Here is a 13,671-nt window from a genome sequence, read left to right on the forward strand (position 1 = left end):
TGGGTCGATATCAGCCCATCAGCTGCAATGGGAGGATATCAGCCCATCGGCCATGATGTGCGGATATCAGCCCGTCGGGTCGGCCAGGAAGGTGGTGAGCAGCTCCCGGGCGGCCAGCGCGGGGGTGACCTCCCCGGCCAGCACGCGACCCTCCAGCTCCGGCGCCCCGGCCCGGACGGCGGGGTGGTCGCGCAGCCGGGCCTCGAGGCCGTCGCGGACCAGCTGCCAGGTCCAGCGCACCTGCTGGGCGTTGCGTCGCCGGTCGAACTCCCCCGACGCCCGCAGCTGCTCGGTGTGCGCGACGACCTTGCCCCACACCTCGCCCAGCCCCTCGCCGGTGAGCCCGGCGCAGGTCAGCACCGGGACGTCCCACTCCGAGTCCCCGCGCAGCATGCGGATCGCCCCGGCCAGCTCGCGGGCCGCCGTGCGGGCGTCGCCGGCCGACGGGCCGTCGGCCTTGTTGACCGCGATGACGTCGGCGATCTCCAGGATGCCGCGCTTGATGCCCTGCAGGGAGTCCCCGGTGCGGGCCAGCGTGAGGAACAGGAAGGTGTCGACCATCTCGGCGACGGTCACCTCGCTCTGGCCCACCCCGACGGTCTCCACCAGCACGACGTCGTAGCCGGCGGCCTCCACCACCACCATGGACTCCCGGGTGGCCTGGGCGACCCCGCCCAGCGTGCCGGCCGTGGGCGAGGGCCGGATGAAGGCGTGCGGGTCGACCGACAGCCGGGCCATGCGGGTCTTGTCGCCCAGGATCGACCCGCCCGACCGGGCCGACGACGGGTCGACCGCCAGCACCGCCACCTGGTGACCGGCCGCGGTGAGGTCGACGCCGAGCTGGTCGATGAAGGTCGACTTGCCGACCCCGGGCACCCCGCTGATACCCACCCGCTGCGCCCCGCCGGCGTGCGGCAGCAGCTCGACCAGCAGCTCCTGCGCGCGCTCGCGGTGGTCGGCCCGCCGGGACTCCACCAGCGTGATGGCCCGGGCGATGGACCGGCGGTCGCCGGCGAGGACTCCGTCCGCCAGGTCCATCAGTGGCCGAGGCGGGCCGACAGCTCCCGCAGCAGCTGCTGGGCCGCCGTCGCGATCACCGTGCCGGGCGGGAACACCGCCGCCGCGCCCATGTCCTTCAGCGTCTGCACGTCGTCGGGCGGGATGACCCCGCCGACCACGATGAGCACGTCGTCGGCCCCCAGCTCGGCCAGCGCGTCGCGCAGCGCCGGCACCAGCGTGAGGTGGCCCGCGGCGAGCGAGGAGACGCCGACGACGTGGACGTCGGCCTCCACCGCCTGCCGGGCGACCTCCTCCGGCGTCTGGAACAGCGGGCCCACGTCGACGTCGAAGCCCAGGTCGGCGAAGGCGGTCGCGATCACCTTCTGGCCGCGGTCGTGGCCGTCCTGGCCCATCTTCGCGACCAGGATGCGCGGACGGCGTCCCTCGGCCTCGGCGAAGGCCTCGGTCATCCGGCGGGTCTCCTCCATCGACCCCCCCTCCCCTGCCTCCTCGCGGTACACGCCGGAGATGGTGCGCACCTGCCCGGCGTGCCGGCCGTAGACCTTCTCCAGCGCGTCGGAGATCTCCCCGACGGTGGCCTTGGCGCGGGCGGCGTCCACGGCCAACGCGAGGAGGTTGTTCTCCAGCTCCTGCCCGCGCTTGCCGTCGGCGGCGGCCTGCGCAGCCTCGGTCAGCCTCTGCAGCGCGGCCTCGGTCGCCGAGGAGTCCCGCTCGGCGCGCAGCTGACGAAGACGCTCCACCTGCTGGGCCAGCACGTCGGCGTTGTCGACCTTGAGCACCTCGATGGCCTCGTCGGCCTCGACCGGGTACTTGTTCACCCCGATCACCGGCTGGCGGCCGGAGTCGATGCGGGCCTGGGTGCGGGCCGCGGCCTCCTCGATGCGCAGCTTGGGGATGCCGTCGCTGATGGCCTGCGCCATGCCGCCGTGCGCCTGCACCTCCTCGATGTGCGCCCACGCCTTGCGGGCCAGGTCGTAGGTGAGCCGCTCGACGTAGGCCGACCCGCCCCACGGGTCGATCACCCGGGTGGTGCCCGACTCCTGCTGCAGCAGCAGCTGGGTGTTGCGGGCGATGCGGGCGGAGAAGTCGGTGGGCAGGGCCAGGGCCTCGTCGAGGGCGTTGGTGTGCAGCGACTGCGTGTGGCCCTGCGTGGCCGCCATCGCCTCGATGCAGGTGCGGACCACGTTGTTGTAGACGTCCTGGGCGGTCAGCGACCAGCCCGAGGTCTGCGAGTGGGTGCGCAGCGACAGCGACTTCGGGTTCGTCGCGCCCTCGCGCTCGACCAGCTTGGCCCACAGCAGCCGACCGGCCCGCAGCTTCGCGACCTCCATGAAGAAGTTCATGCCGATGCCCCAGAAGAAGCTCAGCCGGGGCGCGAACGCGTCGACGTCCATGCCCGCGTCGCGGCCGGCCTTCAGGTACTCGACGCCGTCGGCGAGGGTGTACGCCAGCTCCAGGTCGGCCGTCGCCCCGGCCTCCTGGATGTGGTACCCGGAGATCGAGATCGAGTTGAACCGGGGCATCCGCTGCGACGTGTAGGCGAAGATGTCGCTGATCACCTGCATCGAGGGCCCCGGGGGGTAGATGTAGGTGTTGCGGACCATGAACTCCTTGAGGATGTCGTTCTGGATGGTCCCCGAGAGCTGCTCCGGGGCCACCCCCTGCTCCTCGGCCGCGACGATGTACAGCGCCAGCACCGGCAGCACGGCGCCGTTCATGGTCATCGACACGCTCATGCGGTCCAGCGGGATGCCGTCGAACAGCTGGCGCATGTCGTAGATGGAGTCGATGGCCACCCCGGCCATGCCGACGTCACCGGGCACCCGGGGGTGGTCGGAGTCGTAGCCGCGGTGGGTGGGCAGGTCGAAGGCGACCGACAGGCCCTTCTGCCCGGCCGCGAGGTTGCGCCGGTAGAAGGCGTTCGAGGCCGCCGCGGTGGAGAACCCCGCGTACTGGCGCACCGTCCAGGGCTGCGTGGTGTACATCGTCGGGTAGGGGCCACGGCCGTACGGCGGCAGGCCGGGGTACCCGTCGAGGAAGTCCAGCCCCTCGAGGTCGGCGCCGGTCAGCAGCGGGGGCACCGGGATGCCCTCCGGAGTCTCCCAGGTCGCGTCGCCGACCGACCGGCCGGTGCGCTCGGCGAACTCGGCGGCCCACTCGGCGGCGGTCGACGCCTCGGTGGTGCCCAGCTCAAGGGACCCGAAGTCGGGGATGGTGCTCATGCCCGTGCTCCCAGCAGCTCGTCGAGGGTCGTGGTGAGGACGTCGACCGCGTCGCAGCCGGCGAACACGTAGCCGTCGACGCCGTCGACGGCGAGGTCGGGCTTGCCGGCCAGCCAGATGCGGGTCGCCCCGGCGTCGCGCAGCCGGGCGGCGAGCTCGGCGGCACCGGCGCCCTCGACCAGGTAGTCCTTGTCCGATCCGCAGATGCAGGCCGTCGTCGTGCCGGCGTCGGCGAACCCGTCGGCGCCGTCGCCGGCCGAGGTCGTCAGCCCCCCGGCCTGGAAGAGGTTGGCGGCGAACGTGGCGCGGGCGGTGTTCGCGGCCGGCTTCCCGAGCGTCGCGAGGTACACCGCCGGCCGGTCGGTCGGCTGTTCGGCACGGTCGCGGAGGTCCTCGAACTGCTGCGCGGCGCGCACCCGGGGCAAGGCCCCCGGCCCCGGTGCCGGTGGGGACGGCGCCGGACGGCGGTCAGGCAGCACCTCGGCGACGTTCGGGAACTCGCTGACGCCGGTGATCGCGTCCTTGCGGGTGGCCAGCCGCCGGGAGCGGTCGGCCCACGCCGCGGCGACCCGTTCGTGCACCAGGCCCGACGACAGCGCCGCGGCGTACCCGCCGGCCCGCTCGAGCTCGGTGAACCAGTCCCAGGCCGCGTGGGCCAGGGCGTCGGTCAGCGACTCTACGTACCAGGAGCCACCGGCCGGGTCGAGCACGCGGCCCAGGTGGCTCTCCTCCAGCAGCAGCGCCTGCGTGTTGCGCGCGATGCGCCGGGCGAAGGGGTCGGGCAGCCCGAGGGCCGCGTCGAAGGGCTGCACCGTGACGGCGTCGGCCCCCCCGACCCCGGCGGCGAAGCAGGCCACCGTGGTGCGCAGCATGTTCACCCACGGGTCGCGCGCCGTGGTCATCACCGACGAGGTGACCGCGTGCTGGCGCATGCCCCGGGCTGCCGCCGGCACACCGGCGGCCTCGCCGACCCGGTCCCACAACCGCCGCGCGGCACGGAGGGTGGCGATGGTGGTGAACTGGTCGGCGGTGGCCGCGAAGCGGAACTCCAGCTGCGCCGCGGCCTGCTCGACCGTGAGCCCCTCCCCGGTCAGCGCCCGCAGGTAGGCCACCCCGGCCGAGACCGCGCAGCCGAGCTCCTCGACCGCGGTCGCACCGGCCTCGTGCACCACCGTCGCGTCGACCACGACGGTGCGCAGGTCGCCGTGCTCGGCCGCCCGGCGGGCCCAACCGGCCAGGCCGGACAGGTCCTGCTCGACCCCGGTGCGGGCCTGGTCGCCCAGCGGGTCCAGGCCGAGGTTGCCGCCGGGGGCCAGCGGCTGGTCGCCGACCAGGGCCAGGAAGGCCTCGGCCCCGGCCTCGCCGCCCTGCAGCGTCACCGGGGCGAGGTCGAGCAGCACGCCGTCGAGGGCCTGCGGCAACGCCTCGACCGGCAGCCCGGCCTCGCCGAGCACCAGCCACAGGGAGGTCACGCCGTGCTCCAGGTCCGCGCCGATCGCGTCCTTCGTCGTCCCGACGTCGGGGTCGGCGTGCCGCGCCCGCACGTCCCAGCCAGCGGGGGTGGCGCCGGCGACCTGCGACTCGGCGGCCGAGGGCGCCGGCCGGACCACCCGCGACCCCCGGACGAACGGCGGCCGACCGGGGACGCCGGGGGCGGGCAGCCCGGCGGCGTCGGCCGCGGTGTAGAGCGGGGCCACCGTCACGCCCGTGGCCACCGGCCGGCGCAGGGCCTCCTCGACCGGGTCGGGGAGCTCCTCGCGGCCTGCCTTGCGCAGCACACCGGCGACCAGGTCGCGCCAGCGGTCGCGGTCGACCGGGGGGAAGTCCGCGGCGAGCGCGAGCTCGTCGGGGGCGGACGGGTCGGCGGGCGCCGGCTCGACCGCGTCGGGGGCGGGGTGGCTCATCGTCGGGTCACCGTTCTCCGTGCTGCGCTGCGGGGAGGTACGTCGACGTCTGTCTACCCGATGGCACCGACAGCGGCGCCCGGGTGCGCTGTCGGGACGGTCACACCTGACCGCTCGTGGCGGCGGAGGGCAGATCAGCGCCGAGGGAGTGCAGGGCCACCCGCGCCATCAACCGGACCCCGACGCCGACGGCGCGCTCGTCGACGTCGAAGGTGCCCCGGTGCAGGTCCAGCGGCTCGCCGCCGCCGTGGGTGCCCAACCGGGCCAGGGCGATCGGGAGGCGTTCGGCGAACCAGCCGAAGTCCTCCCCGCCCATGCTCTGCGGGGAGAGCACGACGCCGTCGGCGCCGACCGTGCCGATCGCGGCCGCCCGCAGCAGGGCGACCCCGCGGGGGTCGTTGACCACCGGGGGCACCCCCCGCACGTACTCCACGGCCACGGTGGCGCCGGAGTCCTCGCCCACCCGGTGCACGAGGCGCCGGACCAGCTCCTCCGCGCGGTCCCAGACGGTGCGGTCCAGCACGCGCACGGTGCCGCGCAGCGAACCGGTCTGCGGGATGGCGTTGGCGGCCACCCCGGCGTCCACCGCGCCCCAGACCAGGGAGAGCGCGGCCCGGGGGTCGACCTGCCGGCCGAGCAGACCCGGCACCTCGGTGACCACCCGGGCCAGGGCGTGCACCAGGTCGACGGTCAGCTGGGGCCGGGCGGTGTGCCCGCCCGGCCCGGTCAGCGTCACCTCGAGCCGGTCGCAGGCCGCGGTGATCGACCCCGTGCGCAGCCCCACCTGCCCGACCCGGACCGAGGGGTCGCAGTGCAGCGCGAAGGCCCGCGACGCGCCGTCGAGCACCCCCGACTCCAGCACCTGCAGCGCACCGCCGGGCACCTGCTCCTCGGCCGGCTGGAAGACGCAGCGCACGGTGCCGGGCAGGTCGTCGAGCGCGGCCAGCGCCCGGGCCACCCCCAGCAGCACGGTCGTGTGGACGTCGTGCCCGCACGCGTGGCACATGCCCTCGCGGGTCGAGGCGTAGGGCACCTGCTTGAGGTCGGCCAGCGGCAGCGCGTCGATGTCGGCCCGCAGCACCGTGACCGGACCGCCGGTGCCGATGTCGCACACCAGCCCCGTGCCCCCGGGCAGCCGACGGGTCGCCAGCCCGGCGCGGCGCAGCTGCCGCTCCAGGTAGGCGGTGGTCTCGTGCTCGGCGAAACCGAGCTCGGGGTGGGCGTGCAGGTGCCGGCGAGTGGCCACCAGCTCGTCGTGGTGGGCGCGCACCCAGTCGTCCAGCACGGCGCCGAGGGCGGCGTCGGGCGGGGTGTCGACGGCGTCGCTCACGCAGGCAGCCCGTCCCGCAGCTCGGCGAGCAGGCTGTCCACCACCGGCTCCAGCCGGCCCTCGTGGGCCGCGGCGACGGCCCGCTGCCGCTCGTAGGAGCCACCGACCTCGAGGATGCGCAGCACGTCGCCCAGCTCGGCGGCGCAGTCCAGCCGCTTGGCGATCGGCATGAGCTCCTCGACCAGGTCGGCCAGCGCCTCGCGGACCGGGCGCACGGTGCCCCGCTCGTCGACGATGACCTCGGCGTCCAAGCCGTAGCGGGCGGCCCGCCACTTGTTCTCCCGCAGCACCCAGCTCGGCGGGACGGGGAGGGTGTACCCGCGGTCGATCTCCCGGTCGAACCGCTCGACCAGGCACTGGCTCATGGCGGCCACCGCGCCGATCTCATCGAGGGTCGGCAGCCCGTCGCAGATGCGCAGCTCGACGGTGCCGAAGTCCGGGTGCGGGCGGATGTCCCACCAGACCTCGCGCACGCTCTCGATGGCGTGCGTGGAGATCAGCGTCTCCATGTAGTCCTCGAAGCCGTCCCAGCCCGACAGCTGGTACGGCAACCCGGCGGTGGGCATGCCCTCGAACACCTTGGAGCGGGCACTGGCCAGGCCGGTGTCGGCACCCACCCAGTACGGCGAGGACGCCGACAGCGCGAGGAAGTGCGGCACGTACTGGGTCAGCGCGTTGACGATCGGGATGATCTTGTCCGGCGACCGGACGCCGACGTGCACGTGGACGCCGAAGATCTGCAGCCGGCGGGCCAGCCACTGCATCTTCTCGACCAGCTGCGCGTAGCGCTCCTTGGGCGAGATGTCCTGGGTCTGCCAGTCGGTGATCGGGTGCGTGCCGGCGCACAGCACGCCCAGCCCGCGCCGGTCGGCGGCCTCGACCACCTCGGCGAGGGTGCCCGCGAGGTCGGCCTTGGCCTCGGCGACCGTGGTGCAGACGCCGGTGATGATCTCGACGGTGGACTGCAGCAGCTCGTGCTTGGCCTTGGGGTGCTCCTCGAGCCCCTCGGGCGTGAGCTCGGCGAGGATCTCGTTGGCCCCGGAGGTGAGCTGGCGGGTCTCGCGGTCGACCAGCTGCAGCTCCCACTCCACCCCCAGGCTGGCGCGCTCGGACGAGGAGAAGGGGATCTGCACCCGGCGAGTGTAGGAGCGCACGTCGCACCCGGCCCGATGTCGGACCGTTCCGTTAGCGTGCAGCCCGTGAGCACGCCGAGCACCGAGACCTCCCCCTCCGACCCCGCCGCCGTGGCCGCGCGCGCCGCCGACGACCTGGTCGCCGCGCTCGGCGAGGGCCACGACACCGCCGTCGTCATGGGCTCGGGGTGGGCCCCCGCCGCCGACGCCTTCGGCGAGACCCTCGCCAGCGTCGGCATCGGGGACCTCCCCGGCTTCGCCGCCCCGACCGTGCAGGGGCACGGCGGCGAGATCCGCTCGGTGGCCGTCGGTGACCACAAGGTGCTGCTGTTCCTGGGCCGCACCCACCTGTACGAGGGCCGCGGTGTCGAGCCGGTGGTGCACGGCGTCCGGACGGCGGCTGCCGCCGGGGTGCGCACCGTGCTCCTCACCAACGCCGCCGGCGGGCTGTCCCCGCAGCACACGGTGGGCCAGGCCGTGCTGATCAGCGACCACCTCAACCTCACCGCCCGATCGCCGCTGGTGGGTGCCCGCTTCGTCGACCTCACCGACCTGTACTCCCCCCGGCTGCGCGAGCTGGCCCGGCAGATCGACCCGTCGCTGGTCGAGGGCGTCTACGCCGCACTGCCCGGCCCGCACTTCGAGACCCCGGCCGAGATCCGCATGCTCACCACCCTCGGCGCCGACCTGGTCGGCATGAGCACGGCCCTGGAGGCGATCGCCGCCCGCGCCGAGGGCCTGGAGGTGTTCGGGCTGTCGATGGTCACCAACGCCGCCGCCGGGATGACCGGCGAACCGCTGGACCACCACGAGGTGCTGGCCGCCGGCAAGGCCGCCGCCACCCGGCTGGGGGCCTTCCTCGTCGACCTGATCGGCCGCTCGTGACCGGCCCGGTCCTGGTCACCGGCGCGGCCGGGTACATCGGCGGCCTGCTGCGCGCCGGGCTGCCCGAGCGCGGGCACGCCGTGCGCAGCCTGGACGTCGTGGAGATCGGGGAGCCGCGCGCCGGCGAGGAGCACCTGGTCGCCGACGCCACCGACCTCGACGCGGTCACCGCTGCGGCGCAGGGTGCCGGCGCGCTCGTGCACATGGCCGGCATCGCCACCGAGCCCTCGTGGGCCGCCATCAGCCACGCCAACATCGAGGGCACCTACGTGGCGCTCGAGGCCGCCCGGCTGGCCGGGGTCCCCCGGGTGGTGCTGGCCAGCAGCAACCACGCCACCGGCATGTCCCCCCGGGTGGAGAACGCGCAGACCGACGCCCAGCCGCGGCCGGACACCTACTACGGCGTCTCGAAGGTGACGATGGAGGCGCTCGGCTCGCTGTACGCGGACCGCTACGGCCTGGACGTCGTCTGCCTGCGCATCGGCTCGGCGCAGCCCGAACCGCTCACCCCGCGACACCTGTCCACCTGGTTGTCCCCCGGCGACACCGTGCGGTTGGTCGACGCCGCGCTCACCGCGCCGGCGCCCGGCTTCGCCGTGGTGTGGGGCATCTCGGCCAACACCCGCGGCTGGTGGGACCTCACGTCGGCCCGCGCCCTGGGCTACGAGCCCGCCGACGACGCCGAGGCGTTCGCCGCGGCCGTCGTCGCCGCGCACGGCGAGCCCACCCCCGGCACGGTCGAGTTCGACCGGGTCGGCGGGGAGTACGCCGGCCCCGACTTCGCGGTCGACGCCGTGGCGGCCCGCGCGCAGCAGCCGTGAGCCGGCTCGACCGGGCGGCGGTCGAGGAGTGGGTCGCCGGGGACCCGCACCCGGGCGACCGCGCCGAGCTGCAGGCCCTCCTCGACGCCGGGGACGACGCGTCCGCCGCCGAGCTGGCCGACCGCTTCGCCGGGCCCCTCACCTTCGGCACCGCCGGCCTGCGCGGCCCGCTGCGGGCCGGCCCGGGTGGGATGAACGCCGCGGTGGTCGCCCGCGCCGCCGCCGGGCTCGGCCGGTACCTCATCGACCACGGCCACGCCGGGGCAGGCGTGGTGGTCGGCTACGACGGGCGGCACCGCTCCGACGAGTTCGCCCGGGTCACCGCCGAGGTGCTCACCGGCGCCGGGTTCGTCGTCGAGGTGCTCCCCCGGCCGCTGCCCACGCCCGTGCTGTCGTTCGCCGTCCGGCACCGGGGCTCCGTGGCCGGGGTGATGGTCACCGCCAGCCACAACCCGCCGCAGGACAACGGTTACAAGGTCTACCTCGGCGACGGCGCCCAGCTCGTGCCCCCGGCCGACCGGGAGATCGAGGCCGCCATCGCCGCGGCCGGCCCGGCGCGCGACCTGCGCCGCGGCGAGGACTGGACGACGCTGGGCGACGACGTCGAGGCCGACTACGTCGCGGCCGTCGTGGCCGCGCTGCACCCCGAGCGGGTGCCCGGGCGCGAGCGGCTCACCGTCGCCACCACCGCCATGCACGGCGTCGGCACCGCCACCACCCGCGCGGTGTTCGCCGCCGCGGGCTTCGCCGACCTGCACGCGGTGCCCGAGCAGGAGCACCCCGACCCGGACTTCCCGACCGTCGCCTTCCCGAACCCGGAGGAGCCGGGGGCGGTCGACCTGCTGCTGGCCCTGGCCGAGCGGGTGGGTGCCGACGTCGCGCTGGCCGAGGACCCCGACGCCGACCGCTGCTCGGTCGTCTGCGGCGGCCGGCAGCTGACCGGGGACGAGGTCGGTGTGCTGCTGGGCGACTGGCTGCTGCGCCGCGGGGTCACCGGTACCTACGCCCGTTCGCTGGTCAGCGGCTCGCTGCTGGGCGAGGTGGCGGCCGCGCACGGCCAGCCGACCGAGGAGACCCCGACCGGGTTCAAGTGGATCATCCGCGCCGGGTCGCCGACGGCACCGCTGGTGTTCGGCTACGAGGAGGCGCTGGGGTACGCGGTCACCCCCGGGGTGGCCCACGACAAGGACGGCATCTCCGCCTGCCTGGCGGTCGCGCTGCTGGCCGCCGAGCTGGCCGCCGAGGGACGCACCCTGCTCGACCGGCTCGACGAGCTCGCCCGCGAGCACGGGGTGCACGCCACCGGTCAGCTGTCGGTGCGGGTCACCGACCTCACGGTCATCAGCGACGCGATGGCCCGGCTGCGCGACGCCCCGCCGGACCAGCTGCTGGGCCGGCCCGTGGTCACCGAGGACCTCCTGCCCGACGTCGACGGCGTGCGGCTCACCGGTGCCGGCGTGCGCGTCGTCGTCCGGCCCAGCGGCACCGAGCCCAAGCTGAAGGCCTACCTGCAGTCGGTCGTGCCGGTGGACCGGAGCGCCGGCGAGAACGCGGTGGCGGCCGCGCGCCGGCAGGGCGCGGCCGACCTGGCGCGGCTGCGCGCGGAGACGTCGGCGGCACTGGGCCTGTGATCGAGTGGCTGCAGGGGCTGCCGCCCCTGGTGGTCTACCTGACCGTCCTGCTGGTGGTCGGCGTCGAGAGCATCGGGGTGCCGCTGCCCGGGGAGACCGTGCTCATCGGGGCCGCCCTGCTGGCCGGGCAGGGCGTGGTCTCCCCCGTCACGGTCGCGGTGTGCGCGGCGCTCTCGGCCGCCGTCGGCGACACGATCGGCTACCTGCTCGGCCGGCGCTACGGTGACCGGCTGTTCGCCTGGGCCGCCCGCCGCTCCCCGAAGCACCTGGGCCCCGACAAGCTGGCCGCCGCCCGGGCCCTCATGGAGCGGCACGGCACGTGGGCGGTGTTCTTCGGCCGCTTCGTCGCGCTGCTGCGCATCCTCGCCGGCCCGCTGGCCGGCTCGCTGGGCATGCCCTACCGGCGGTTCGCCCTGGCCAACTGGACCGGGGCCGCGCTCTGGGCGGGCGTGACCACCGCGGTGGTGGTGGCGCTGGGTGCCGCGGCCGAGAAGCTGCTGGGCCGCATCTCCACGGGTGGGCTGGTGGCGATCGCGGTGGTGGCCGTGGCCGCCGTGGTGGTGCTGCGGGTGCGCGCGCGTCGCCGCCGGCGTCAGCGCCAGTCCGGCGGCGGGTAGTCCGGCGCCCGGTCCGCCGGGCCGGGGGTCCACGGCCGCTGGTCGACCGGGGCCGCCGGGCCACCGGTCGCGGTCGGCCCACCGCCGGTCTGGTCGGCGCCGGACACCGGGCCGTAGCGGTTGGCCGCCGGCTGGCCCGGGACGAAGCCGCAGATGCCCAGCAGGGCCAGCTGGCCGAAGAAGGGCACCAGGTTGAGCAACAGCCACCAGGCCGAGCGGCCCTGGTCGTGCAGCCGGCAGGCGTGAGCGCTGAGCGAGGGCACCAGCGTCGCCCACCCGATGGCCGTGCTGAACGCACCGAACTCCAGCACGGTCGCCCGGCCGGCGAGCACGTCGGCGGCGTTGGTGTCGCCGAAGGACACGTCGACGCCGAAGGCGAGCAGCCCGAGGAGGGCGATGGGCAGCATGTAGTGCAGCCAGAACACCCGCCGGTCGATCCGGCCCCGCCGTACGTACCAGCCCAGGAACTCCACGACTCCCCCTTCGCCCACCGGCCCGCTGGCCGGTTCCCCCGACCGTACCGGCCCGGCAGGTGCGGGCCGGTGCCGACGGCGGGCCGTGGAGGTCCGGTCAGACGGTGCGGCGTGCCCCGGCGGCGACCGCGTCCTGCGCAGCCGCCAGCACCCGCACCTGCCGGGCGCCGTAGGCGGCGTCGCACGGGTGGGCACCCCCGGTGAGGGCGGCGGCCTGCAGCTCGGTGACGGCGACGGCGTGCGCCTCGTGCGCGGTGGCGCCGGCCTCGGGCAGCAGCACGAGCCGCCCGGCGTCGCCGTGCACCCAGAACTCCTCACCGGCCGACAGGGTGGAGGCGCTGGCCGACAGCGTGAGCGTGCTGGTCGCGCCGCCCTCGTGCTCGAGCACCACGTTCACCGTGCCGTCGGCCGCCCGCGCCCCCACGGCCGACACGGCCGGGCCGAGCGCGGGCTCGAGCAGCGACAGGGCGTGCGGACCCAGGTCCCACAGCGGCGCCCCGGGCTCGGCCCGCCAGACCGAGCCGCGGAACGGGCTGTCGGCGGCGAAGGTGCTGGCCAGCCAGGTCACGCTGCCGCCGACCAGGTGCGAGCGACCGGCCTGCTCCAGCCACGCCGTGGTCGACGTCCGGAAGCGGTAGGTCAGGAAGACGACCGAGGCGACCCCGGCCGCCGTCGTGGCCGCGACCACCCGGTCGGCGTCGGCCACCGACAGCGCGACCGGCTTCTCCAGCAGCAGGTGGCAGCCGGCCTGCGCCGCCCGCACCGCGAGGTCGGGCTGCACCGACGGGGGCAGCGAGATGCTCACCGCGTCGACGTCGGCGAGCAGCGCGTCGAGGTCGGTGGTGCCGCGGACGTCGTACCGCGCGCCGGCCGCGGCTGCCTTCTCGGCGTCCCGACCCCAGATGCCGACCAGCTCGGCGTCGGGGTGGCCGGCCAGCGACGCCGCGTGCACCTCGGTCGCCCAGAAGCCGCTGCCCAGGACGGCGAAGCGCATCAGACGGCGCCGAACTGCCGGTCGCCGGCGTCGCCCAGCCCCGGGACGATGTAGGCGTTCTCGTCGAGCCCCGAGTCGATCGAGCCGGTGAACACCTTCAGCGGCAGCCCCGACTCCTCCAGCCGCGTGATCCCCTCGGGGGCGGCCAGCGCGCACAGGACGGTGATCGAGGTGCAGCCGCGCTGGGTCAGCAGGGTGCAGCAGTGCACCAGGGAGCCGCCGGTGGCCAGCATCGGGTCGAGGACGAAGACCTCGCGGTCGACCAGCGACTCCGGCAGCGACGCCATGTAGGCCTCCGGCTCGAAGGTGGTCTCGTTGCGGGCCAGGCCGACGAAGCCCATCTGGGACTCCGGCAGCAGGGAGTGCGCGGTGTCGGCCATGCCCAACCCGGCGCGCAGCACCGGGACGATCAGCGGCGGGGCGGCCAGGCGGTAGCCGGTGGTGTCGGTGACCGGCGTGGTGATGGGGTACTCCTCGACCGCCAACCCGCGGGTGGCCTCGAAGACCAGCAGCTCGGTGAGGTCCCGCAGCGCCGCGCGGAAGGCGGCGTTGTCGGTGCGCTCGTCACGCATGCGGGTCAGTCGGGCGCGGGCGATCGGGTGGTCCACGACGGTCAGCTGCACCGCTGCACGGTAACCGGA

At 75.3% G+C, this 13,671-nt stretch carries 12 protein-coding genes; 4 read left to right on the forward strand and 8 right to left on the reverse strand.

Annotated elements, in window-relative coordinates:
• Positions 1–66 precede the first annotated feature (66 nt).
• The 5 genes from meaB to TEK04_RS11430 form a co-directional block, all read right to left on the reverse strand.
• On the reverse strand, positions 67–1,038 hold the full coding sequence (gene meaB, locus TEK04_RS11410) for a methylmalonyl Co-A mutase-associated GTPase MeaB (protein ID WP_336404467.1): 972 nt from the start codon (positions 1,036–1,038) through the stop codon (positions 67–69).
• The gene (gene scpA, locus TEK04_RS11415; protein WP_336404468.1) at positions 1,038–3,242 is read right to left on the reverse strand and encodes a methylmalonyl-CoA mutase; all 2,205 of its coding nucleotides are present in this window, start codon (positions 3,240–3,242) and stop codon (positions 1,038–1,040) included. The genes meaB and scpA overlap by 1 nt, the downstream gene beginning before the upstream one ends.
• Positions 3,239–5,146 carry a methylmalonyl-CoA mutase subunit beta gene (locus tag TEK04_RS11420; protein ID WP_336404469.1) on the reverse strand — a complete coding sequence of 636 codons (1,908 nt, stop codon included), beginning with the start codon at positions 5,144–5,146 and terminating at the stop codon, positions 3,239–3,241. The genes scpA and TEK04_RS11420 overlap by 4 nt, the downstream gene beginning before the upstream one ends.
• Before the next feature lie 100 nt (positions 5,147–5,246).
• The gene (locus tag TEK04_RS11425) at positions 5,247–6,476 is read right to left on the reverse strand and encodes an amidohydrolase (RefSeq protein WP_336404470.1); all 1,230 of its coding nucleotides are present in this window, start codon (positions 6,474–6,476) and stop codon (positions 5,247–5,249) included.
• Positions 6,473–7,609 carry a glutamate--cysteine ligase gene (locus tag TEK04_RS11430; RefSeq protein ID WP_336404471.1) on the reverse strand — a complete coding sequence of 379 codons (1,137 nt, stop codon included), beginning with the start codon at positions 7,607–7,609 and terminating at the stop codon, positions 6,473–6,475. The genes TEK04_RS11425 and TEK04_RS11430 overlap by 4 nt, the downstream gene beginning before the upstream one ends.
• 66 nt (positions 7,610–7,675) lie before the next feature.
• On the opposite strand from TEK04_RS11430, the gene TEK04_RS11435 reads away from it, so the two are divergent.
• From TEK04_RS11435 to TEK04_RS11450, 4 genes are read left to right on the forward strand one after another with little or no spacing between them, the layout of a single operon-like run.
• Complete coding sequence (locus TEK04_RS11435) at positions 7,676–8,494, forward strand: purine-nucleoside phosphorylase (RefSeq protein WP_336404472.1); 819 nt, start codon at positions 7,676–7,678, stop codon at positions 8,492–8,494.
• On the forward strand, positions 8,491–9,315 hold the full coding sequence (locus TEK04_RS11440) for an NAD-dependent epimerase/dehydratase family protein (protein WP_336404473.1): 825 nt from the start codon (positions 8,491–8,493) through the stop codon (positions 9,313–9,315). Before TEK04_RS11435 ends, TEK04_RS11440 begins: the two co-directional genes overlap by 4 nt.
• Complete coding sequence (locus tag TEK04_RS11445) at positions 9,312–10,946, forward strand: phospho-sugar mutase (protein ID WP_336404474.1); 1,635 nt, start codon at positions 9,312–9,314, stop codon at positions 10,944–10,946. Before TEK04_RS11440 ends, TEK04_RS11445 begins: the two co-directional genes overlap by 4 nt.
• Entirely contained in the window at positions 10,943–11,563 is a 621-nt protein-coding gene (locus TEK04_RS11450) for a DedA family protein (RefSeq protein ID WP_336404475.1), read from the forward strand. The genes TEK04_RS11445 and TEK04_RS11450 overlap by 4 nt, the downstream gene beginning before the upstream one ends.
• Here TEK04_RS11450 and TEK04_RS11455 read toward each other — a convergent pair.
• The 3 genes from TEK04_RS11455 to upp all read right to left on the reverse strand — a co-directional run bounded on the left by TEK04_RS11455 (position 11,539) and on the right by upp (position 13,653).
• A complete protein-coding gene (locus TEK04_RS11455; RefSeq protein ID WP_336404476.1) occupies positions 11,539–12,036 on the reverse strand; it encodes a DUF805 domain-containing protein in 498 nt (165 codons plus the stop codon). The two genes, TEK04_RS11450 and TEK04_RS11455, sit on opposite strands and share 25 nt — an antisense overlap.
• Positions 12,037–12,133: 97 nt before the next feature.
• Positions 12,134–13,030, reverse strand: coding sequence for a Gfo/Idh/MocA family protein (locus tag TEK04_RS11460; protein WP_336404477.1), 897 nt, complete (start codon positions 13,028–13,030; stop codon positions 12,134–12,136).
• A complete protein-coding gene (gene upp, locus TEK04_RS11465) occupies positions 13,030–13,653 on the reverse strand; it encodes a uracil phosphoribosyltransferase (RefSeq protein ID WP_336404478.1) in 624 nt (207 codons plus the stop codon). Before upp ends, TEK04_RS11460 begins: the two co-directional genes overlap by 1 nt.
• Positions 13,654–13,671 lie beyond the last annotated feature (18 nt).

The sequence above is a fragment of the Klenkia sesuvii genome, assembly GCF_037083825.1.
Taxonomy (GTDB): domain Bacteria; phylum Actinomycetota; class Actinomycetes; order Mycobacteriales; family Geodermatophilaceae; genus Klenkia; species Klenkia sesuvii.